Annotated in this window: 20 protein-coding genes; 12 read left to right on the top strand and 8 right to left on the bottom strand. The window is 57.9% G+C overall.

The annotated features are described in order from the left end of the window. The 3 genes from RB2501_RS08045 to mazG are packed head-to-tail and all read right to left on the bottom strand — an operon-like array spanning position 1 to position 2,472. On the bottom strand, positions 1 to 228 hold the full coding sequence (locus RB2501_RS08045; protein WP_015754278.1) for a hypothetical protein: 228 nt from the start codon (positions 226 to 228) through the stop codon (positions 1 to 3). 57 nt (positions 229 to 285) lie between these two features. Further along, positions 286 to 1,659, bottom strand: coding sequence for an MATE family efflux transporter (locus tag RB2501_RS08040; RefSeq protein ID WP_015754277.1), 1,374 nt, complete (start codon positions 1,657 to 1,659; stop codon positions 286 to 288). A gap of 36 nt (positions 1,660 to 1,695) precedes the next feature. Continuing rightward, positions 1,696 to 2,472 carry a nucleoside triphosphate pyrophosphohydrolase gene (gene mazG / locus RB2501_RS08035; protein WP_015754276.1) on the bottom strand — a complete coding sequence of 259 codons (777 nt, stop codon included), beginning with the start codon at positions 2,470 to 2,472 and terminating at the stop codon, positions 1,696 to 1,698. Positions 2,473 to 2,561: 89 nt separating this feature from the next. Between mazG and RB2501_RS08030 the strand changes: the two genes are divergently transcribed. From RB2501_RS08030 to RB2501_RS08010, 5 genes are read left to right on the top strand one after another with little or no spacing between them, the layout of a single operon-like run. After that, positions 2,562 to 4,208: an N-acyl-D-amino-acid deacylase family protein gene (locus RB2501_RS08030; protein ID WP_015754275.1), complete on the top strand. Its 1,647-nt coding sequence runs from the start codon at positions 2,562 to 2,564 to the stop codon at positions 4,206 to 4,208. A 4-nt stretch (positions 4,209 to 4,212) separates the two neighbouring features. After that, positions 4,213 to 5,121, top strand: a complete 909-nt coding sequence (locus RB2501_RS08025; protein ID WP_015754274.1) for an SMP-30/gluconolactonase/LRE family protein — start codon at positions 4,213 to 4,215, stop codon at positions 5,119 to 5,121. A 44-nt stretch (positions 5,122 to 5,165) separates the two neighbouring features. Next, entirely contained in the window at positions 5,166 to 6,068 is a 903-nt protein-coding gene (locus RB2501_RS08020) for an alpha/beta hydrolase (RefSeq protein WP_238528058.1), read from the top strand. After that, the gene (locus tag RB2501_RS08015; RefSeq protein WP_015754272.1) at positions 6,065 to 6,763 is read left to right on the top strand and encodes an SGNH/GDSL hydrolase family protein; all 699 of its coding nucleotides are present in this window, start codon (positions 6,065 to 6,067) and stop codon (positions 6,761 to 6,763) included. The genes RB2501_RS08020 and RB2501_RS08015 overlap by 4 nt, the downstream gene beginning before the upstream one ends. Before the next feature lie 48 nt (positions 6,764 to 6,811). Then, positions 6,812 to 8,425: a beta-N-acetylhexosaminidase gene (locus tag RB2501_RS08010; RefSeq protein WP_015754271.1), complete on the top strand. Its 1,614-nt coding sequence runs from the start codon at positions 6,812 to 6,814 to the stop codon at positions 8,423 to 8,425. On the opposite strand, the gene RB2501_RS08005 is transcribed toward RB2501_RS08010, so the two are convergent. The 4 genes from RB2501_RS08005 to ruvX all read right to left on the bottom strand — a co-directional run bounded on the left by RB2501_RS08005 (position 8,365) and on the right by ruvX (position 13,459). Beyond that, positions 8,365 to 11,817 carry an amidohydrolase family protein gene (locus RB2501_RS08005; protein WP_015754270.1) on the bottom strand — a complete coding sequence of 1,151 codons (3,453 nt, stop codon included), beginning with the start codon at positions 11,815 to 11,817 and terminating at the stop codon, positions 8,365 to 8,367. The two genes, RB2501_RS08010 and RB2501_RS08005, sit on opposite strands and share 61 nt — an antisense overlap. 126 nt (positions 11,818 to 11,943) lie before the next feature. Beyond that, positions 11,944 to 12,417: a DUF5606 family protein gene (locus tag RB2501_RS08000; protein ID WP_041327092.1), complete on the bottom strand. Its 474-nt coding sequence runs from the start codon at positions 12,415 to 12,417 to the stop codon at positions 11,944 to 11,946. Positions 12,418 to 12,455: 38 nt separating this feature from the next. After that, positions 12,456 to 13,046, bottom strand: coding sequence for a peptide deformylase (gene def, locus RB2501_RS07995; RefSeq protein ID WP_015754268.1), 591 nt, complete (start codon positions 13,044 to 13,046; stop codon positions 12,456 to 12,458). Continuing rightward, on the bottom strand, positions 13,043 to 13,459 hold the full coding sequence (gene ruvX, locus RB2501_RS07990; protein ID WP_041327089.1) for a Holliday junction resolvase RuvX: 417 nt from the start codon (positions 13,457 to 13,459) through the stop codon (positions 13,043 to 13,045). The genes def and ruvX overlap by 4 nt, the downstream gene beginning before the upstream one ends. A 101-nt stretch (positions 13,460 to 13,560) precedes the next feature. Here ruvX and RB2501_RS07985 point away from each other — a divergent pair, with 101 nt between their 5' ends. The 3 genes from RB2501_RS07985 to RB2501_RS07970 all read left to right on the top strand — a co-directional run bounded on the left by RB2501_RS07985 (position 13,561) and on the right by RB2501_RS07970 (position 16,364). Continuing rightward, positions 13,561 to 14,376: a 2,3,4,5-tetrahydropyridine-2,6-dicarboxylate N-succinyltransferase gene (locus RB2501_RS07985; RefSeq protein ID WP_015754266.1), complete on the top strand. Its 816-nt coding sequence runs from the start codon at positions 13,561 to 13,563 to the stop codon at positions 14,374 to 14,376. A 141-nt stretch (positions 14,377 to 14,517) separates the two neighbouring features. Beyond that, positions 14,518 to 15,369, top strand: a complete 852-nt coding sequence (locus RB2501_RS07980) for a glycosyltransferase family 2 protein (protein WP_015754265.1) — start codon at positions 14,518 to 14,520, stop codon at positions 15,367 to 15,369. A 194-nt stretch (positions 15,370 to 15,563) separates the two neighbouring features. Further along, on the top strand, positions 15,564 to 16,364 hold the full coding sequence (locus tag RB2501_RS07970) for a glycosyltransferase family 2 protein (protein WP_015754264.1): 801 nt from the start codon (positions 15,564 to 15,566) through the stop codon (positions 16,362 to 16,364). On the opposite strand, the gene RB2501_RS07965 is transcribed toward RB2501_RS07970, so the two are convergent. Then, entirely contained in the window at positions 16,346 to 17,164 is an 819-nt protein-coding gene (locus tag RB2501_RS07965; RefSeq protein ID WP_015754263.1) for a glycosyltransferase family 2 protein, read from the bottom strand. The two genes, RB2501_RS07970 and RB2501_RS07965, sit on opposite strands and share 19 nt — an antisense overlap. A 97-nt stretch (positions 17,165 to 17,261) precedes the next feature. Here RB2501_RS07965 and RB2501_RS07960 point away from each other — a divergent pair, with 97 nt between their 5' ends. The 4 genes from RB2501_RS07960 to RB2501_RS07945 are packed head-to-tail and all read left to right on the top strand — an operon-like array spanning position 17,262 to position 21,188. Then, positions 17,262 to 18,083: a glycosyltransferase gene (locus RB2501_RS07960; protein WP_015754262.1), complete on the top strand. Its 822-nt coding sequence runs from the start codon at positions 17,262 to 17,264 to the stop codon at positions 18,081 to 18,083. 42 nt (positions 18,084 to 18,125) lie between these two features. Continuing rightward, positions 18,126 to 18,686 (top strand): L-threonylcarbamoyladenylate synthase, encoded by a 561-nt coding sequence (locus RB2501_RS07955; protein WP_041327634.1) that lies wholly within the window; start codon positions 18,126 to 18,128, stop codon positions 18,684 to 18,686. A 2-nt stretch (positions 18,687 to 18,688) separates the two neighbouring features. Then, on the top strand, positions 18,689 to 20,149 hold the full coding sequence (locus RB2501_RS07950; protein WP_015754260.1) for a CCA tRNA nucleotidyltransferase: 1,461 nt from the start codon (positions 18,689 to 18,691) through the stop codon (positions 20,147 to 20,149). Further along, the gene (locus tag RB2501_RS07945) at positions 20,142 to 21,188 is read left to right on the top strand and encodes a COX15/CtaA family protein (RefSeq protein WP_015754259.1); all 1,047 of its coding nucleotides are present in this window, start codon (positions 20,142 to 20,144) and stop codon (positions 21,186 to 21,188) included. Before RB2501_RS07950 ends, RB2501_RS07945 begins: the two co-directional genes overlap by 8 nt. The last annotated feature ends 9 nt before the right edge of the window (positions 21,189 to 21,197 follow it).

Genomic DNA, 21,197 nt, shown 5'->3' with positions numbered 1-21,197 from the left:
TCAGTCGTCGTATCGGGAAATTTCGCGGTCGTAAAAATCGACTGCTTCGGTGATAAGCGACTCTGCAGACGCTTCGAGTTCCTTCTGGTCTTCTGCCGAGAAGTCCTCCAGCCATTCCACCTCGTCGTTTTCCAGGTTCAGGATAAAGCGGGGATATTCCGTATGGACGACAAACACGGCTGTCGGGTGATCCGTATTGTCTGCTAACAGGAACCGGGGTAAGTCCATAGATTGATGTTTTTTCTCAATTCGTTCCGGGGTAGGCCATCAACCGGCACCGGTTGGTCAGGGATGTTGGCCGATGAGCCGACCCGTCAGATACCGGAACCGAAGATACAACATTATTGAGGAGGCGGTAAGCCCGGCCAGCAAACCGATCCATATCCCCGTGCTCGCCAGGGCCGTATGCAACCCGAGGAAATAGCTAACCGGGAATCCGATCAGCCAGTAGGCGATAAAGGTCAGCAACGTGGGGATACGCACATCCTGTAATCCCCGCAGCGCTCCGAGGACCACTACCTGCACGCCATCGGATATCTGGAAGACCGACGCCACGAGCAAGAGCCGGGCCGCCAGTTCCACCACTTCCCGGTTATCGGCAAAATTCACCGTGTCGTCCAGGTCCAGGTACAGCGTGGGGAACCAGTGCCTACCCAGCAGGAACAGCAAGGCAAAGCCCGCCATCAGGAGCACGGTCATCAGGAAAATCGACGTGGCAATACGCCGCAGTTCCGGGAAATTCCGGAGGCCCAGTTGGTTGCCAACCCGGATCATGGCAGCCACCCCGAGGCCGGTACCGAACATAAAGGTCATGCTGCTCAGGTTCAGGGCAATCTGGTTTGCCGCCTGGGGGTTTTTCCCCAGGACACCGCTCAGCCAGATAGCAGCGGTAAAAATGGCTACCTCAAAAAAGAATTGCAGGGCCGAGGGGAATCCCAGGTTGATAATTTTTCGCAGCATCCGCTTGCCGATCTTGCGAAAGGCGAGGCGCTCAACGTACCCGGCAAAGGCCGGGCGGCGGCGGAACAGGCCCCACAGGATAAAGCACATGGCCACACGGGCCACCAGGGTGCCGACGGCCGCTCCGGTAACCCCCATGGCCGGAAACCCCAGGTGTCCGAATATCAATAGGTAGTTCAGCCCGATATTGATCACGTTGGCCACGATGGTGGCATACATCGGATAGCGCGTCTGGGAAAGCCCCTCCGAGAATTGCTTCAGCGCCTGGAATACGATGAGCGGGATCAGGGAAAGGGCTACCAGGTCGATATACGGCTGGGCAAAAGCCACCACTTCAGGGGGCTGCTCCATCAGGTACATGAGCGGCTTGGCCAGGAGTACCGCCGCAAAAAGGACCAGGCCCAGCAGGCTGCAAAGGACCAGGCCGTGCTGGAGCACCTGCCTGCCCTCTCCCCGGTCGCCCCGTCCGTCCGCCTCCGCTACCAGGGGGGTGATCGCAGTCGAGAACCCGATGCCGAGCGACATGGCGATAAACACAAAACTGTTCCCCAGGGAAACCGCGGCGAGTTCCGCGGTACCCAGCTGGCCCACCATGATATTATCCGCAAAAACGACAAAGGTATGCCCGAGCATCCCGAGGATTACCGGGGACGCCAGGCGGAAGTTATAACGGAATTCGCGGGTGTATTGCTGCAGCAAAACGGGATGTTAGCAGTTATCGGGCCGCATGGCTCCTCAGGGTTGTTTCTTGGCTTCTTCCCAGTGCACGTCCATTTCGGCCAGGGTCATATCGCTGAGTTCCCTCCCGGCCTCCCGGGCCCGGGATTCCAAAAAGTCAAAGCGCGCCATGAATTTCTTGTTGGTCCGTTCCAGGGCATTTTCTGGGTTGATCCCGAGAAAGCGGGCGTAGTTGACCAGGGAGAAGAACACATCGCCCATCTCGGCTTCCAGGGCATCCGCATTGCCGGCGCGCCGCTCCGCCTCGAGTTCGCCCAGTTCTTCACGCACCTTGTCCAGGACCTGTTCGGGCTGTTCCCAGTCAAAGCCCACCCCGGCCACCTTCTCCTGGATCCGGTTGGCCTTGACCAGGGCCGGCAACCCGGCGGGTACTCCCTGCAAAACGCTTTTCTTGCCTTCCCGCAACTTGATGCGTTCCCAATTCGCCTTAACATCCGCCTCGTCGGCCACCTCGGTGTCCCCGTAGATGTGCGGGTGGCGGCGGATCAACTTCTCGCAAATCGCCTCCGCCACGTCCCCGATATCAAAATGGCCGGTTTCCGAGCCGACCCGGGCGTAAAAAACAATATGCAGCAACAAGTCGCCCAACTCTCCCTTGACCTCCTCCAGGTCATTGTCCAGGATGGCATCCCCCAATTCGTAGGTTTCCTCGATAGTCAGCTGCCGGAGGGTCTGCATCGTCTGTTTGCGATCCCACGGGCAGCCTTCCCGCAATTCGTCCATGATGGTGAGCAGGCGATCGATGGCCTGCAACTGTTTTTCCCGGGTGTTCATAGGGCCCTGTTCTTTCGGCAAAGGTACAAATCCGGGGTTTGGCGGCGAATGGAATTTGGCGTAATTTTAATGGCAAACCAACCGGATCCATGTACGCATTGCGCTTCCTGATTCTCCTCCTGATATTTTCCTCATGCCAACCGGAACCCGGGTTTGATGTCGTTATCCGGGGCGGACAGTTGCTCGACGGCAGCGGCAGCCCGGCCATCCGAGCCGACCTGGGAATCCGGGGAGATACCATTGCAGCCATCGGGGACCTTTCGGGACGGAAGGCGAAAACCGAGATCGACGCCACCGGGCTCCACCTGGCCCCGGGGTTTATCAATATGCTCAGCTGGGCAAACGTATCCCTCCTGGAGGACGGCCGCTCGCAGAGCGATATCCGGCAGGGCGTCACCCTGGAAGTACTGGGCGAAGGACGCTCTATGGGGCCCCTTAACGAAGAGATGAAACGGGAGATGCGCAACGGGCAACAGGACATTACCTACGACATCCCCTGGACCACCCTCGGGGAATACCTGCAACACCTGGAAGAGCGTGGCGTATCCACAAATGTAGCCTCTTTTGTGGGCAACGGCACGCTTCGGGAATACGTGATGGGATACGAAAAACGGGCGCCCACCCCTGCGGAAATGGATTCGATGAAAACCCTGCTCCGCCGGGGGATGGAAGAAGGGGCCGTAGGCCTGTCGACCTCCCTGATTTACGTGCCGAGCGGACACGCATCCACGGGCGAAATCACCGACCTGGCACGGGTGGTATCGGAATATGGAGGCATGTATATATCGCATATCCGCAACGAGGAGGACAGCCTGCTCCACGCGGTGCGGGAACTCATCCAAATTGCGGAAGATGCCGATGTGCCGGCCGAGATCTACCACTTCAAGGCTTCCGGACAGGACAATTGGGACCTGTTGGACAGCGCCATCGCCCTGGTGGAGGACGCGCGCAGCCGCGGCCTGGAAATTACCACGGATATGTATATGTACAATGCGAGTTCCACGGGGTTAAATGTGCTGCTGCCGGCCTGGGCCAAGGACGGGGGGCATGAACGTACGATGGAATACCTCCGGGACCCGGAGGCGAGGCAGCGGATGATCGAAGAGGTTAAATTTCACGTCCCCCCGGAGAATATCCTGCTGGTGGGGTTTCGCAACAAGGACATGCGCCACCTGATCGGCAAAAATCTGGCAGAAGTGGCCGCGGAGCGCGGTATCCGGCCCCGGGAAGCCATTGCCGACCTCATCTTTGAGGATGACAGCCGGATTCAGGTGGTCTATTTTTCAATGAGCGAGGAGAATGTCGAAAAAAAACTCGCCCTGCCCTATATGGCAATATGTTCGGATGCGGGCTCCTATACGAATGAAGGGGTTTTCCTGGAACAGAGTACGCACCCGAGGGCCTACGGCTCCTTTGCGCGCCTCCTGTCCCATTTTGTCCGGGATCGCGGGGTCATTTCCCTGGAGGAAGCCGTCCGCCGACTCACCTCCCTGCCGGCGGGCAACCTGAAACTCCGGGGGCGCGGACAGCTCAAACCCGGATACTTTGCCGACGTGGTGGTTTTTGACCCGGAGCGGATCCAGGACCGGGCCACCTTTGAACAACCGCACCAATACGCATCCGGGGTGGAACACGTCCTGGTAAATGGCGTCCCCGTGTTGCAAAACGGGGAGCACACCGGCAATTTCCCCGGGCGTTTCGTCAGGGGGCCGGGATATCAAATGAAAAAACCATAAAACGATGAACCGAATAACGAACGGGCTGGCCCTGACCGCCCTGGGGATCCTGCTTGCAGGTTGCGCCAGCGAGACTGGCCTGATTGAAGAAGGCGCCGAACTGCAGCTCGTCTCCGAGGCATTTGAATTTACGGAGGGCCCGGCAACTGCCCCAGGGGGAGACGTGTACTTCACCGACCAACCGAACAACCGGATTCACCGCTGGGATGCGAAGACCGGGGAAATCAGCGTATTCATGGAGCCGGCGGGCCGGGCAAACGGCCTGTACTGGGATAACGAAGGCAACCTCCTCGCTGCGGCCGACGAGAAGTTTGAGCTCTGGCGCATTGCCCCGGATAAGTCCGTGAAAGTGCTCACGGATAATTACCAGGGTGCCAAATTCAACGGGCCGAACGATATGTGGGTCCACCCGGACGGCACCATTTATTTTACCGACCCCTATTACCAGCGCCCCTACTGGGAACGGCAGGAAAAGGAAATTGAGGAGGAGCGGGTCTACCGGATCCCTGCAGCCGGAGGGGAGCCCCAGCTGGCAGCAGACGGCCTGGTACAACCCAACGGGATTATCGGGACTCGGGACGGAAAGCGCCTCTACGTCGCGGATATCGGCAACAGCATGACGTACCGGTACGATATCGCCCCGGACGGCAGCCTGGAAAACGCCACCCTGATGATTACCATGGGCTCTGATGGGATGACCCTGGATGAACAGGGGAATATCTACCTGACCGGCCGGGGCGTGCACATTTTCAGCCCGGAGGGCAAAAAACTCCATCATATCGAGGTGCCCGAAAGCTGGACGGCCAACGTAACTTTTGGGGGTACGGATGGCAAAACCTTGTTTATTACAGCCATGGATGCCGTGTACACGCTTCGGATGACCGTGGCCGGGATGCATTGGCAGCCCAAATGACCCCATCCCCCTGATTTTCAATAAATGTTAACGGACCTTCACCCATGATGAGAACTACCCTGACGATCCACTGGTTGCTACTCTTTGTTATGCCCGGCCTGTTTGCCCAGGCAGACAGTATTCCATTGCCCTTCGACCCCGCCCGGGGGGTGGAATGGACCGGTAGTGAGAAACACTACTACAGCGACATCTGGCAAACCGAGGTGGTCACAAACGTGTCCGCACCCAGCATGCAGGTTTTCCGGCCCGGGAAGGGGGCGGGCAATTCGGCAGCCGTAGTGATTGCCCCGGGCGGGGGCCTTTACGGGTTGAGTATCGAAAGTGAAGGCCGGCAGGTAGCCCAATGGCTCGCGGAACGGGGTTTTACGGCTTTTGTGCTCAAATACCGCCTGGTGCCCACGGGTGCCGATGGCGTTGCCGAAATCAGCCAGCTCGGACAGAATGACCCGACCGGCCTGATGGCCAATGTGGGTAAGGTACTCCCCTACTCCATCCAGGACGGGCTGAGCGCGTTGACCTGGGTCCGGTCTCATGCCGGGGAGTACGGTCTGGATCCCGAAAAAATTGGATTCATGGGGTTTTCGGCCGGCGGGGCAGTTACCCTGGGTGTCGGCTATTCGGCTTCCGGGGACAATGTACCGGACTTTTTGGTGCCGGTTTATCCCTGGACGGATGCCTACCCGGTGGCCCCTGCCCCGGAACATGCCCCGCCCCTGCTCGTAATTTGCGCCACCGACGACCCGCTGGGCCTTGCAAAGGGCAGCGTGGAACTCTACACCGCATGGCGGGAAGCCGGGATCCCGGTTGCCCTGCATATGTACAGCCGGGGCGGTCATGGCTTCGGGATGCGGGAACAGGGATTGCCGTCCGACAAGTGGATTGAGCGTTTTTACGATTGGGCCAATGTCCATATTTTAGTGCCTGAACAAAAACAACCAGGCGAATGACACGCATTTCCCCGAATTCTCCCGCCAAGGACATGGGAGTCCTGCTCGCATTGCTTGCGATTTTAATCCAATGCGTCCCTGCATTCGCCCAGGACCCCGGGCGTTTTGAACAGGAAGTCGCCTCCATCACAGCCCGGAACGATAGCTTGTGGAACCCCTATCGGGCCACCTATCTGTTTACCGGCAGCTCGAGTGTCCGCATGTGGGAAAGCCTGGACCGGGATTTTCCCGACAGGCAGGTAATCAATACCGGGTTCGGGGGTTCCCAGGCTTCCGACCTGCTTTTCTACCTGGATCCCCTGATACTGAATTACCGCCCGATGGTGGTTTCCATCTACGAAGGCGACAACGACCTGGCAGAAGGAAAAAGCCCCGGCCGCGCCTTCCGGGATATTGCGGAAATCCTCTCCCGGATCCGGTCGCGTTACCCGGGGATGCCCGTGGTGTTGATCTCCGCCAAACCGAGTATCAGCCGGTGGAAGCTACGGGGAAAATACGAGCGATTTAACCGGAAGTTGAGCCGGCTGGCAGAAGCGGACCCCCTGACCCGCTATGCCGATGTCTGGACACCGATGCTCCAGGCGGACGGGTCCCTGAATGAAACTTTGTTTATTGAAGACGGACTGCATATGAATGCCGAAGGATACCGCATCTGGAAATCTGTTTTGGGTCCGCTGATCGGGCAATCGAATTAATAAAAACACCACGCGCTCCAACACCACGCGCAAACAATTGAACATAGCATGAAAAACCTGAAATGGGGCAGTGCCCTGATCCGAATTGCCCTGGCCGGTTGGCTGGGAGTGGCCCTGTGGGCATGTGCCGATGAGCAGCGGCCCCGTATTGAATTTCCAGAAACGGATTTGGCGGAAGCCGCCCTGATCCCGAAACCCCTGTCCGTGGTACCTACCCACGATGCTTTTGGCCTTGACCGGCACGTGGCGATCTACAGCGGGGGCGCCGCAGGCATGGCCGAGGTGGCGGAAACCCTCGCAGGCCATATTGAGGCGCGTACCGGCCTGAGGCTGCCCGTGGACAATGAAAACAAAGAAGGGATCCACCGGGCGATTTATTTCAACCAATCCCCTGCGGACGGGCCCGAAGGATACCAGTTGTATATCACCCGCGATTCCGTACTGATCAACAGCGCGAATGCCGAGGGGGCCTTCCACGCCGTACAGACCCTGCGGCAGCTGATTCCGTCGGCAGCCAATGACACCCTGACGGAATACCCCATCTGGCCGCTTCCCACTGGAAAAATCACCGATAAGACGGAATTTGCCTACCGGGGGGCCATGCTCGATGTGGCCCGGCATTTCTTTTCCGTTTCCGACGTCAAAAAATACCTGGACGTGATGGCCTATTACAAACTGAATGTCCTCCACCTGCACCTGACGGACGACCAGGGCTGGCGGATCGAAATCAAATCGTGGCCGAAACTGACCGAAGTAGGCGGCAGCACCGAAGTAGGAGGTGGCCCCGGCGGGTATTACACCCAGGAGGAATACAAAGAAATCGTTGCCTATGCAGCGGAGCGGTTTATCACGATTGTGCCGGAAGTGGACATGCCCGGGCATACGAATGCGGCCTCTGTTGCCTACCCGTTTTTGAACGGGAACGGGAAAACCCCGGCCCTGTATACCGGGACGCAAGTGGGGTTCAGCACCTGGGACACGCGTAAGGACACGGTTTATGCCTTTATCGACGATGTTATCCGGGAAATTTCCGAGATGACCCCCGGGCCCTACTTCCACATTGGTGGAGACGAAAGCCACGTCACTGCAAAGGACGATTACATCTATTTTGTGGAGCGGGTGGAACCCATCGTGCGGAAGTACGGGAAACGGATGATCGGTTGGGACGAAATTGCCAATGCCTCCCTGGACAGCAGTTCGGTAGCCCAATTCTGGGCCGATGAGGAAAACGCCCGGAAAGCGGTTAACCAGGGGATGCAGGTGATCCTCTCCCCGGCCCGGAAGGCCTACCTGGATATGCAATACGATTCCACCTCCACCTTCGGGCTCCACTGGGCCGCCTATATCCCCGTGGACAGCGCTTACATCTGGAACCCCCAGGCCTATGCGGCCGGAATTGCCAAAAAGGACATCCTGGGGATTGAAGCCCCCCTGTGGTCGGAGACGATATCAGAACTCAGCGAACTGGAGTACCTGGCATTCCCAAGGCTGCCCGGCTACGCAGAACTCGGATGGACGGAACCCGCCCAGTTATCCTGGGAGGACTACAAGCACCGCCTGGCCGCCCAGGCGGACTATTTTAAGCGGATGGATATCCGGTATTACCCGTCGGACCGCGTACCGTGGCCGGACGAGTTCCCTGAACCGGACCTCAAGGACTGACCCGTTCCCGGCAGCCCTTCCGGGCGTTCCGCCTGCCACGGATATGTGGGGGCTTTCCGCATATCCGGCCAGACGGCATCCAGGGTTTCCGCCTCGTACATCCGTCCGTTCTTGACCACATATCGGACGGTATTCGTATTGCGCAGGTCGTCCAGCGGATTCGCATCCAGGATAACCAGGTCTGCCAGTTTTCCGGCTTTCAGGCTGCCCAGGTCGCCATCGAGTCCCAGGGAACGGGCCCCCAGCAGGGTGGCTACCCGCAGGGCGTCTGAGTTTTCCATACCGCCGCTGGCCACGGACCATAACTCCCAGTGGTAACCCAGGCCCTGCAACTGGCCGTGGGACCCTATCCCGGCCAATCCCCCGGCGTCTACCAGGTCCTTCATGAATTCGGCGTGCTTCTCAAAGACGTGTTCCTCGTCCATAAACCAACCCGGGCGTCGCCGGGATTTTGAGGCGAGTTCTTCGTAGGGCGTGAAGTGCCGGATTTTTGAATCCCCCCAAACGTCTTCGGTAGCGTAGAAATAGTTCTCCGCCCAGGGCCCGCCATAGGCCACCAGCAAGGTAGGGGTCACCGCCATCCCCGCATCCGCAATGGTGCGGACCACGTCGTTGTAGATCGGGTAGATGGGCAGGGAGTGTTCGTGCCCCGGGTACCCGTCCAGGAGCTGGGTCATGTTCAGCTTAAAATCCAGCCCACCCTCTGTGGTGGGCATCAGGCCGAGTTCTTTGGCCGCCATGATCACCCATTGCCGGTGCTTCCGGTTCCCGGTCAGGTACATCTTGATGGTCTTCGTATCGTAGTATTCGCTGTACTGCCGCAAAACTTTTTTGGTGTGCTCCAGGCTGGTCAGCTTATAGCGCCAGTACCCCACCCCGGGCCCGGTGCTGTAGATCCGGGGGCCCGGCATCATCCCGGCATTGACCATGTCCGAATAGGTCAGGACATCCGTGGTGGCTGTCTGGGGGTCGCGCGTGGTGGTGACCCCATAGGCCAGATTGGCCCCGTAGATCCAAATCCGGTTCTTGTGGATGCCCCAGGCCGGCCACATATGTGCGTGCGTATCGATAAAACCCGGGACAATTGTCTTCTCGCTCATATCCCTTACCTCGGTCCCCTCCGGGATTTGCAGGCTCCCCGCCGGACCCAGGGCGGCGATGCGGTTGTCCCGGATGAGCAGGTCCCCGGTTTCATGGACCGTATCCCCTTCCATGGTAATCAGGCGGGCTCCTGCAAGCAGCAGGGTCCCTTTGGGGATATCCTGACGGTATTTCAGGGGGATGCGAAACTCGTCTGCTTCGAAAACCGGTTCCTCCTCATCCTTGTCCGCCCCGTTTACGGAATCTTTTTTCACCGGGTTTTCCTTTTCGGCCTTTTTAACGGCTTCCAGGCTGTCCCGGAATTGTTCCCCGGCGGCGAGGTCATAGGTAAAATGGCTGGCGCCCAAAGACCAGTGTACCTTACCGCTATCCCCCGACCAGGCCGGGAATTCCCCGCCCAGTTGTGTGAGCTTTACTGCCGGGAATGCGGCATCCCCGGGCTTGGCTACCGAAACGGTGGGTGTTTTCCCATACCGGGGTACGTGCACCGAGTAGATGTCGTTGTTGATTTGTGCCAGGGCCCGCTTCCCGTCCGGGGAAATTCGCACTTCGGCCGGGCGGGAGGCCTTGTCGTCTTCTTCTCGCAAGCCGGAATCCGGGGGCAGCAATCTGTGTCCGCCATGCCCGGACTCCGTCAGGATATCCCGGGACCCATAGGTCTCAATCCCTTTGAGGATCAGGTGTTGTTTTTCGTCCGTCCCATCCCACCGAAGCGACAGCAACCCGCGCTGCGGGTGGCTCAGGTAGATCCGGTCGTCCCCCCTGGTAAAATGCGGGGTTGTCCGACCCTCTGATTTGTCGATCAGCGTTTGCGCCCCGCCATCGGACGGGATCCAGACCAGGTCTTCCCGGCTGCCCCTGGTGTTCGGGCCCGTCCCTTCGTCATAAGCCTGGGCATAGCCCCGTAGGAATACGATGCGGTCCGAGTTGTAGGACCAGGCCGGCTGGGAATAGATACCCGGGACGCGGGTTATGGCACGCGCTCCCCCGCGCCCGTCAGTGCGGACCTTGTAGAGGTGCCCCCCGCCGGGTTGCCAGCCTGAAAAAACCAGTTCGCCCCCATCCGGGGACCAGGCCGGTTGCGCCTCGGTAAATTCGTGGTCGGTGAGTCGCCGGGGGGCCCCGTCCGGGAGCTCCATCACATAGAGCCGGTTGAGGGCCGTAAAGGCCAGGTGTTTCCCGTCCGGGGAGGGAACGGCATCCCGGATCTGCGTTACGGGGAGTTCCGGGGCGTCGGAAATCGGGTATTTGAAATCCAGGCGCGGGCCCAGGTCCAGGGAGACCGGGGCTGTAAAGGGTATTTCGCGAACGGAATTGTCCGCAATGGACAGGGCCCGGATCTTCCCGCCATAGGAGAGGAAGAGCTCTTTGCTATCCGGGGAAAAGGCCATGGCCGGGAGTACCCCCAGCGGGGCGATGGATTCCTGTTCATCCCGCTGCACCGGGTAGGCGAGCCAGCGCTCCTCCCCGGTTTCCAGGTTGCGCAGCCGCAGCCCGGTGTGTTCTTCATAGCGGCTCCCGAACACCAGCCATTTCCCGTCCGGGCTGGGCGTGGGGGTAAAAGCCGACCCGTATCGGGAGGTGATTACCGCCGAGCCGCCGTCCTCCATATCATAGGTACCTATCTGGTATTGGGGCAGTTGGGCATTGTAATTCCAGGCGCCCGTCCGCCGGGAGAAGTAGATGCGTTTGCCATCCGGGGAAAAGGCCGGGTCGATGGTTTTGAGATTCTCGGGTTTGTCCAGCAACTGGCTCCCGCCGCCACCCTCCCTGTGATACAGGTGCAATTTGATGTTGCGGCGTCCGGCAGCCCCTACCACATAGGTCCCGTCCGGCGACCAGTCCGCTGAGAAGTAGTGTTTGTTCTCCGATTTTGTAAGCTGGGTTTCCTCCCGGGATTCCAGGTCCATGATCCAGATATTCTCGGAGCCGCTTTTGTCGGAAATATACAACAGGGACTTGCCGTCCGGGCTGAACCGCGGATGCACCTCATAAGGCAGGCCCCGGGTCAGGGCGGTGGCCGTGCCCCCGGTTGCCGGGATGGTGTAAATATCGCCCATCAGGTCAAAGGCAATCGTTTGCCCGTCCGGGCTGACATCCAATGAGATCCAGGTTCCCTGTTGGGCCTGAAAGGAAATTTTGCGGGACGGCTCCAGGGGGAGGCCTTCCTCTTTCTTTCCGGCGGTATCTTTTTCGGTGGAATCCTTCCCTGAATTCTGGGAATGAGCAGTCAGGAGAAATAACCCGGTGAGCAGCAGCAAGGCCCTGCGCACAAAGAATTTGGCAAACATTTTAAACGTATTAGCGGTTTCTCCGCTAAATATAGGGAATTATGCCCCCTGTCTGCGGGGGTCGACCTGCTCTTTTCCCGGATCGGCCATGCGGTTCAACAGGGGTTTCCCATACGTCGCCGGGGTCTATCCTTTCTTCCCGGGTGTGTTTGCGGGGGCAGGTCCGCTCCCGTCTGCATCCGCTTCCTGGCCCTCCTCAGCAGCGTCCGGGTCCGAAAAATCTTCAAAACCGTTGTCCAGCAACAGGTTGTACCATTGGATCACCTTGCGGATGTCGCTCGTGTAGACGCGGTCCTCGTCGTAATTCGGAAGCACCTCAAAGAAATATTCCTCGAGCTCAAGTTTTCCCGCCTTGTGGTTGATGGAGGTGTTGCCCCCGTCCTCCTTCTTCTGGATCCTGGCAAAAACCTCCCGAAGCGGCAGCTCCTCATCCAGTGTGTAGATGGCAATTTCGGAGAGGACGCTTACATTGCCGGTCATCCCGACGCTGATCTTCCTCCCGTCAGCCAGGGATTCGGCCACAAAGCCGGAACGGGTTTGCGTTACCAGACGAAACAGGCCCGGCTTTCCGGCGATGGACAATATCTTATCTAAACTCATAAAGTGATTTTCGGCTGCAAATATGCTAAAAATTAAGTCTACCGCCCCCGTTTTACGGCCGGGAACCGCATCTTATAATCAATCTGTACCTTCCCTTTGGAAATGTTGGTCAGTTTCCCCTTGAGCAGGCGCTTTTTCAGGGAGGAGATGTGATCCGTAAAAAGGATCCCCTCAATGTGGTCGTACTCGTGCTGGATGACCCGGGCCAACAACCCGTCAAAGGTCTCCGTATGCTCCTTGAATTCCGCATCCTGATAGCGGAGGGTAATCGTGTCCTGCCGGGTGACGTCCTCGCGGATATCCGGGATACTCAGGCAACCCTCGTTGAAAGCCCATTTCTTCCCGGTCTCCTCCTGCATCTGCGCATTGATAAAAACGCGCTTGAACGCCCGGAGCTTTTCCTGCTCCTCGGGGGAGAAATCCTCGTCCTCCGCAAAGGGCGAGGTGTCGACCAGGAACAGCCGGATGGGCCGGCCCACCTGGGGGGCTGCCAGCCCCACTCCGTTGGCCTGGTACATAGTTTCCCACATATTCTCGATCAGGGTGGCGAGTTCCGGGTATTCCGGCCCAATCGCTTCGCATTTCCTGCGCAGTACCGGGTCTCCGTATGCGACTATTGGTAAGATCATAATTCTTTGCTGCTTAAATACGATTGCAGGATCAGGGTGGCGCTGATTTTGTCCACGGCTGCCTTATCGCGTCGTTTCTTTTTCTTCATCCCTCCTTCTATCATGGCCCGGACCGCCATTTGCGAGCTGAACCGTTCGTCCTGCCGGCTCAGGGGTAGATCCGGAAAACGTTTTTTTATACGCTCAATAAAGCTGCGGATTTCGGCTTCGATCCCGGACGGGCTGTTATCCATCCGACGCGGCTCCCCGATCACAATTCGTTCCACCTGCTCCTCCCCCATATAGCTTTCCAGGAAATCCAGCAATTCCGGGGTCTGTACTGTGGTCAGTCCGGAAGCGATCATCTGCAACGGGTCGGTCACGGCAATGCCGGTTCGTTTCTGCCCATAGTCCAAAGCGAGTATCCTGCCCAAATAAATTTTTTGGCAAAAATAACGGATAAATCGTTACAGGTATAAATCCGGCAGGACAATTGGGCAACAGCAGCTATCTTTGCGCAAATTCTAAAGACCCGATGGACACGTTAAAAACCAAGATCGAAGCCGCCTGGGAAAACCGGGAATTGCTCAAGGAAGCAGAAACACAACAAGCGATCCGGGAGGTCATCGACCTGCTCGATGCCGGGGAATTGCGCTGCGCCAACCCGGGGCCTGACGGCTGGGAAGTCCAGGAATGGGTAAAGAAAGGCGTCGTACTGTATTTCCCCATCCAGAAAATGGAAACCCTGGAAGCCGGGATTTTTGAATACCACGACAAGATTCCCCTTAAGAAAGGGTATCGCGAAAAAGGCATCCGCGTGGTTCCCCATGCAGTAGCCCGCCACGGTGCATACATTGCCGGGGGGACGATCCTGATGCCCAGTTACGTGAATATTGGCGCTTATGTGGACCAGGGTACGATGGTGGATACCTGGGCCACAGTGGGCAGTTGCGCACAGATCGGGAAGAACGTTCACCTGAGCGGCGGCGTCGGGATCGGCGGGGTCCTGGAACCCCTCCAGGCCGCCCCGGTCATCATCGAGGACAATGCCTTTATCGGCAGCCGGTCCATTGTTGTAGAAGGCGTGCGGGTGGAACGGGAAGCCGTACTCGGGGCCAACGTGGTGCTCACGGCATCCACGCGGATCATCGATGTCAGTGGGGCATCCCCTGTGGAATACAAAGGTCGCGTTCCCGCCCGTTCCGTAGTAATCCCCGGCAGCTATACCAAGGAATTCCCGGCCGGGACCTACCAGGTGTCCTGTGCGCTGATCATCGGGCAGCGCAAGGAGAGTACGGACAAGAAGACCTCCCTGAACGACGCGCTCCGGGAATACGACGTCGCGGTCTGAGGCAAAAGGGCCGTTCACAGGGGCCCCGGTAGGACCGGGCGTTCCGGAAATACAGCGCCGGGGAAGCTCTTTTTTGGCAAAAATTATACTAATCGGGCCGATTTGCTGTTATAACTAGGCAGCCCTTAAATCCATCCCGATATGCGTGTCCCTCAGAAGGAAACACCCGAGATATCCGCACTCATCATTACCTACAACGAAATCGAACAGATAGCAGCCTGCATCGAAAGTATCGATTTTGTATCGGAAATCGTCGTGGTGGACTCCTACAGTACGGACGGCACCTATGAGTACCTGCAGGCCCATCCCCGGGTACGCGTCATTCGCCATGCCTTCAGGAATTTTACCGCCCAGAAGAATTTTGCACTGATGCACGCCCGCCACGACTGGGTCCTGTTCATCGATGCGGACGAACGAATCCCGGCGGGCCTCCGGGATGAAATCCTCGGCGAGCTTTCGAATCCCGGGAACGAAACAAATGCGTATTGGTTCTACCGCAAATTCATGTTTTGCGGCAAACCGCTCCGGTTCAGCGGCTGGCAGACCGATAAGAACATCCGGCTCTTCCGCCGCAGCAAAGCACGTTATTCCTCCGAACGGATTGTCCACGAGCGCCTGGAAGTGGAAGGCCAAACCGCCTGCCTCTCCGAGCGAATGATTCATTACTGTTACCAGGGGTATTCCGATTACAAGGGCAAAATGCAACTCTACGGCCAGATGAAAGCCCTGGAGGCGTTCCGGAAAAACCGTCGATTCACCTACCTGAAATGGGTGGTCAAACCCCTCTGGAGGTTCCTCTTCAATTTCATTTGCCGGCTGGGCTTCCTGGACGGCTACCGCGGGTTGGTTATTTGCTTTCTCGGCGCCCTGGAAGACGTACAGCGCTACCGCGTGCTTCGATTGATTGAACGGGAGTACCGGGCCGCACAGTACAGTCTGCCCCGCCTCAGTAAAAAAGGCTTCCTGGTAAGCGCCCTGACCCCTCAGCAATAGGGAGCGGCTTCACTACACGTGGCATTTCCCGTCGCCCCATTTACAACTCCGCTTGATTTCCGGCCCGTTGTTGCCGATATAACAACGCCACTCCCAAAAACCTCCCAGGTTCGCAAAAAATAAAAATTCATTTTGTTCATACTTTGAGAATGCTTTTTTTCGTTCTCTGAAAGTAATCGGAATCGTACGCACCCATGAATAAGGCCGAAGGTAACACCCGGTTGACCGCGCTCATTATCACCTACAACGAAATCGGGTATATTGAGCGATGCCTGGAATCGATTGCCTTTGCGGATGAAATTGTGGTAGTGGATTCCTTCAGTACGGACGGCACGTACGAATACCTGCTGGAACAACCCAATGTTCGGGTAATCCAGCATCCCTTCGAAAATTTCACCCTGCAGAAATCCTTTGCGCTGACCCAGGCCTCCAACGACTGGGTCCTGTTCCTGGATGCGGATGAGGTAGTACCCGGGGCCTTGCGCCGGGAAATCCAGGATACCATTGCAGGCAATACCGACCACGCAGCCTTCTGGTTTTACCGGCAATTTATGTTTGCCGGCAAACCGCTAAGGTTCAGCGGCTGGCAGACCGATAAAAACTACCGCCTGTTCCGACGGAGCAAAGCCCGGTTCACGGACCGGAAAATCGTTCACGAAACCCTGGAAGTAGACGGGTCTTCGGGAATCCTGCAGGAGCGCCTGATCCATTACTGCTATAAGAACTACGAAGACTACCGGTCTAAAATGCTGCATTACGGCCGGCTGAAGGCGCGGGAAGATTTTTTCAGGGAGAAAGGCTTTAATTACTTCTTTATGATGTTGAAGCCCCTGTGGAAATTCTTTAACCACTATATACTCCGCCTCGGGATCCTGGACGGCCGAAAGGGTATGGTCATCTGTTACCTGAACGCACTGGGCGTCCTGGAGCGATACCGGGAATTGAAGAAGCTCGAACAGAAAAATGAGCTGGCCTACTACTTGTTGATGCCGTAGTGCGTCCAGACGTGCCTGCCGCGGCGCGTTTCCTTTCGTATCGCCGCGTTCTTGGCCAGTGTCTCCGGCGTCTTGTACCCCCGCTTGTGGTCCAGGTGTACACACACCGCGCTGTAGCGCAATTGTTTCGGCCGGATTCCGAAGTTTACCAGCCGCTCGCCCAGTTCCCGGTCCTGCCCCCCGTACTGCATGCGCTCGTCAAAACCATTGACATTCAGGATGTCCTTTTTCCAGCCCGATGAATTGTGCCCGTTCCAACTGGCATTGGTGGGGGTGAGCCGGTTGAAGAGCCTGGAAGCCAACCCCCTGACGATCAGTTTCGTGTTCTTGAAAGTCTTCGGGATTCCCTGTTCCTTGAGCCAGTGGATATTGAAGCAGCGTTGCTTCTCGATATCCTCCCGGGTAATGGCCAGGGAGATATTCATCGGGAGCATGTAATAGCCCCCGGAAATAAAACATCCCTTTTCCTTGTTGAAGTGGTGGACCTGTACAAAATCGTTTCGCGGGATGCAATCCCCGTCGGTCATGATGATGTACGCTGCCCGGCAGGCCAGCAGCGCCTTGTTCAATATCCGGGATTTCTGGAATCCGTCATCCTCCTGCCAAACGTGGAGGATGTCGTAGAACACCTCCCCCCGCATCCGGTCAATCAGTTCCCGGGTGGCCTCCCGGGAGCCGTCATCCGCAATGACAACCTCAAAGTCCCTGAACAACTGGCAATTGAAGCCGATCAGCACTTTTTCCAGCCATTTCTCGGCATTGAAGGTGCTGATGATTACCGATATTTTTGGTTGATCCATAATCGAAAATACGCAAAAGCAAAAATAACGAACGCATATTGCATATTTTTGTCCGAAGCCTGGAAATTGCCCGGAATTTTCCGGAAACCGACCTGAGATGAAAGTAAAGGAAATCCCGAAATCGCTGTACCGCCAATTCCGGTTGCGGGCCACTCCGGTTAAAAAGCTGAAAAATTCCAGCCAGCCGGAAGCCCCGCTTGTGGTGTCCCTTACCTCTATCCCCGAGCGGATCCGATCGGTAGACCTGGTCATCCGGAGCTTGCTGAAACAGCGTTTGCTGCCGGAGCAAATTGTACTTTGGCTCCCGGAATCCCTGCAGGGGCACATACCGGATAGCCTGAAATCCCTGGAACACGGACGTTTCCGGATTGCTTTCAGCCCGCTCACCTGCCCGCATAAAAAACTGATCCACAGCCTGGAGGAATTCCCCGGCAACCCCATTGTTACCTGCGACGACGACTTGATGTACCCGCCGGGCTGGCTGGAAAAGCTCTACCGGACGCATCTGGAATATCCGAAGGACATCGTCGGGCATCAGATTCGATACATCCGCTATGCGGAAGACGGGACGCTGCTCCCCTACCCGCAGTGGGTAGTGCCCCCGGACGGCGGCAGCAACCCCAAGGCGTTTATGGCAGTTGGTGCGGGGGGCGTGCTCTACCCGCCGGGCTCCCTGGACCCCCGGGTTCAGGACCGGCAATTATTCCTAAAGCTCAGCCCGCGGGCCGACGATCTCTGGTTCAAGGTTATGGGGCTCCTGGCAGGCACCCGGGTCCGGGCTGCCCTGGAGGCTTCAGGGGAACCCGTCCCCATCCTCGGTTCCCAGAAAACTTCATTGAAAAAAACGAATATCAATAAAGACAAAAACCGCGTACAGTGGGAGCAACTAACCGAATATTTCGGCCTGCACCCCCTATAACCGGGTATCCGGCAAAACAGGGGGTACGCGATGAAAACCGCTATGAAGAATATATTGGACAACTGCCTGCAAGTTCTTGAATCCGGGGGGCTGATCCTGTATCCGACCGATACGGTCTGGGGCATTGGGTGCGACGCCACAAACCCGGAAGCCGTTGCCCGGGTCTACACCCTGAAACAACGGCCGGACAGCAAGGCGCTCATCTGCCTGGTGGGGTCCGGGCGGCAGCTCGAACAGCTCATCCCGGAAGTCCCGGACGTGGCCTGGGACATTATGGACCTCTCCGAAAAGCCCGTTACGATCGTATATGACAACCCGCAGGGTGTGGCGCCGAACCTGGTGGCCGCAGACAACTCGCTGGCGGTACGCATTGCATCGGACAACTTTTGCCGCGAGCTGCTCCGGCGCTTCCGCAAACCCCTGGTTTCGACCTCGGCCAACCTGGCAGGGCAGCCGACGCCTGATTCCTTTTCCGGGATCGCCCCGGATATTTTAAATGGTGTGGACTATGTGGTACCTTTGCAACAGGAAACCGAGCTCCGCACGCCTTCCTCCATTATCCGGCTGAAGGCAGACGGACAGGTGCAGGTGATCAGAAAATAACTATGTCCGAGCCCTATTACAGAGAAGCCCTGGATCATCCCATATTTAAGAAACTCTCCGATACGGCCAGGGAACTATCCCTGGAGACCTATGTGATCGGCGGGTTTGTCCGCGACTATTTCCTGGGCCGCGAACAGAAAAAGGATATCGACATCGTGGCCGTGGGCAGCGGGATTGCCCTGGCGGAGAAATTGGCCGCCGGTCTCCCCGGGAAGCCCAGGGTGAGCGTATTTCGGAATTTCGGGACCGCCATGGTCCGGCACGGCGAACTGGAGCTGGAGTTTGTCGGGGCCCGCAAGGAGAGTTACAACCGGGACAGCCGGAAACCGGCCGTGGAGGACGGAAGCCTGGAAGACGACCAGAAGCGACGGGATTTTACCATCAACGCCCTGGCGCTGTCCCTGAACCCCGAAGACTTCGGTAGGTTGCTGGACCCGTTCGGAGGGATGGACGACCTGGAGGCCGGGCTTATCCGAACGCCCCTCGCCCCGGCCGAAACCTACAGCGACGATCCGCTGCGCATGATCCGGGCCATCCGGTTTGCCGCACAACTCGGCTTTCGCATCGAACGGGATTCCCTCAATGCGATCGCCTCCCAGCACGAACGCCTCCGCATCGTTTCCATGGAACGCATCGTGGAGGAGCTTAATAAAATATTACTCACGGAAAAACCGTCTGTGGGCCTTGGACTCCTATTTAAAACCGGCTTGCTACGGCATATCCTCCCCGAGCTCGTCGCCCTCCAGGGAATTGAGGAAAAAGAAGGGCAGCGCCACAAGGACAATTTCTGGCATACCCTGGAAGTTGTGGACAACATCTCCAAAAACACAGACAACCTCTGGTTGCGCTGGGCAGCCCTGCTGCACGATATCGGGAAGGCCCCCACCAAGCGGTTCGACAAGAAAGTCGGCTGGACCTTCCACAGCCATGAATTTGTCGGGTCCAAGATGGTGTATAAGATCTTCAGGCGCCTCCGGCTGCCCCTGAACGAGAAGATGAAATACGTCCGGAAGCTCGTGATGATGAGTTCCCGCCCGGTTGGTCTGTCCGGAGACGACGTCACCGATTCGGCTGTGAGGCGGCTCGTCTTTGATGCCGGGGACGATGTGGACGACCTGATGACGCTCTGCGAGGCGGATATCACCACCAAAAACCCGCGGAAGCAAAAACGCTACCTGGAGAATTTCGGGGAGGTGCGGCAGAAAATCGCGGAGGTCGAGGAACGGGACCGGGTACGGAATTTCCAGCCGCCCGTAAGCGGGGATCAGATCATGGCGGCTTTCAACCTGGAGCCCTCCCCGGAAATCGGCCGGGTAAAAGACGCCATCAAAGAGGCCATCCTGGAAGGTGAAATCCCGAATGAAACCGGGGCCGCCTGGCAGTTTATGCTGCGAAAAGGCCGGGAAATCGGGTTGGAACCCACCCCGGAGGCCTTGAAATACACCCCCGAAAACCATGCGTAACAGGCTGAAGAAAAATTACATCCGCTTTGCGCGCACCTCCCTGGTACTCGTATATCTGGTCATTTTGGCCGGGGCAGTGGTGCGCATGACGGGAAGCGGGATGGGGTGCCCGGACTGGCCCAAATGCTTCGGGTACCTGATACCCCCCACGGAGGCCTCCCAGCTAAACTGGTCCCCGGGCAAAGCCTTTGATAAAGGGCAGGTGATCATCCGGGACGAAGCCCTGCTGCTCGCCCGGGCCGACTTCGTCACGGGTACAGATTTCGAATCCGGGAACTGGGAACCGTATACCCGGCACGATTACGCGGTCTTCAACGCCGCCCATACCTGGACGGAATACATCAACCGCCTCCTCGGCGCGCTGGCGGGCCTCTCCATCCTGATCATGGCCGGGTGTTCCCTGGCCTGGTGGCCCGAGCGAAGGTCCCGCGTGATTTTTGCCTGGCTCACCGTACTTGCCATCGGGTTCCAGGGGTGGCTGGGGGCGACGGTCGTCTACTCGGTCCTGGCACCCGTACGCATTACGCTGCATATGATGATGGCCCTGGTACTCGTGGGCATGCTGCTGTGGATTGTCTTCCGCAGCGAAGAGGGCAGGCGCGTCCGCACCTATGACCGGTTAACCGCCCGCCTCTGGATGGCAACCGTGGCCCTGAGCCTGTTGCAAATCCTGCTGGGGACCCAGGTCCGCCAATATGTCGATGACCAGACGGATATTCTGGGATACGGCGCCCGGGACCAGTGGCTGGCCAACCCCACCTGGGTATTTTATGTCCACCGCTCCTTTTCGGCCCTGCTGCTCCTGCTCCACCTGTGGGTCGCCTACCGGATTGCCACACTCCGCCTGGGGTTCCGGAAAATATTCCCCACCCTCGGGGTCCTTTTGCTGATACTGGTGAGTGGCCTGGCCATGGCTTACCTGGATTTTCCCTGGGGCTCCCAACCGATCCACCTGGTGATGGCCTCGGTACTCTTTGGCCTGCAGTGGTATCTGCTCCTGGAAATGCAAAGGGCTGCCCGTGCCGGTATTTCTTTGTAACTTTGCCGG

This window comes from Robiginitalea biformata HTCC2501 (genome assembly GCF_000024125.1).
Classification (GTDB): domain Bacteria; phylum Bacteroidota; class Bacteroidia; order Flavobacteriales; family Flavobacteriaceae; genus Robiginitalea; species Robiginitalea biformata.
Note: the sequence above shows the minus strand (reverse complement) of the source record. Positions and strands in the feature narration are given on the sequence as shown.

Coding starts and splice junctions, on each gene's coding strand:
- RB2501_RS08045 (WP_015754278.1), bottom strand. CDS start 228: ATGGACTTACCCCGGTTCCTGTTAGCAGACAATACGGATCACCCGACA.
- mazG (WP_015754276.1), bottom strand. CDS start 2,472: ATGAACACCCGGGAAAAACAGTTGCAGGCCATCGATCGCCTGCTCACC.
- RB2501_RS08030 (WP_015754275.1), top strand. CDS start 2,562: ATGTACGCATTGCGCTTCCTGATTCTCCTCCTGATATTTTCCTCATGC.
- RB2501_RS08025 (WP_015754274.1), top strand. CDS start 4,213: ATGAACCGAATAACGAACGGGCTGGCCCTGACCGCCCTGGGGATCCTG.
- RB2501_RS08020 (WP_238528058.1), top strand. CDS start 5,166: ATGATGAGAACTACCCTGACGATCCACTGGTTGCTACTCTTTGTTATG.
- RB2501_RS08015 (WP_015754272.1), top strand. CDS start 6,065: ATGACACGCATTTCCCCGAATTCTCCCGCCAAGGACATGGGAGTCCTG.
- RB2501_RS08010 (WP_015754271.1), top strand. CDS start 6,812: ATGAAAAACCTGAAATGGGGCAGTGCCCTGATCCGAATTGCCCTGGCC.
- RB2501_RS08005 (WP_015754270.1), bottom strand. CDS start 11,817: ATGTTTGCCAAATTCTTTGTGCGCAGGGCCTTGCTGCTGCTCACCGGG.
- RB2501_RS08000 (WP_041327092.1), bottom strand. CDS start 12,417: ATGAGTTTAGATAAGATATTGTCCATCGCCGGAAAGCCGGGCCTGTTT.
- def (WP_015754268.1), bottom strand. CDS start 13,046: ATGATCTTACCAATAGTCGCATACGGAGACCCGGTACTGCGCAGGAAA.
- RB2501_RS07985 (WP_015754266.1), top strand. CDS start 13,561: ATGGACACGTTAAAAACCAAGATCGAAGCCGCCTGGGAAAACCGGGAA.
- RB2501_RS07980 (WP_015754265.1), top strand. CDS start 14,518: ATGCGTGTCCCTCAGAAGGAAACACCCGAGATATCCGCACTCATCATT.
- RB2501_RS07970 (WP_015754264.1), top strand. CDS start 15,564: ATGAATAAGGCCGAAGGTAACACCCGGTTGACCGCGCTCATTATCACC.
- RB2501_RS07965 (WP_015754263.1), bottom strand. CDS start 17,164: ATGGATCAACCAAAAATATCGGTAATCATCAGCACCTTCAATGCCGAG.
- RB2501_RS07960 (WP_015754262.1), top strand. CDS start 17,262: ATGAAAGTAAAGGAAATCCCGAAATCGCTGTACCGCCAATTCCGGTTG.
- RB2501_RS07955 (WP_041327634.1), top strand. CDS start 18,126: ATGAAGAATATATTGGACAACTGCCTGCAAGTTCTTGAATCCGGGGGG.
- RB2501_RS07950 (WP_015754260.1), top strand. CDS start 18,689: ATGTCCGAGCCCTATTACAGAGAAGCCCTGGATCATCCCATATTTAAG.
- RB2501_RS07945 (WP_015754259.1), top strand. CDS start 20,142: ATGCGTAACAGGCTGAAGAAAAATTACATCCGCTTTGCGCGCACCTCC.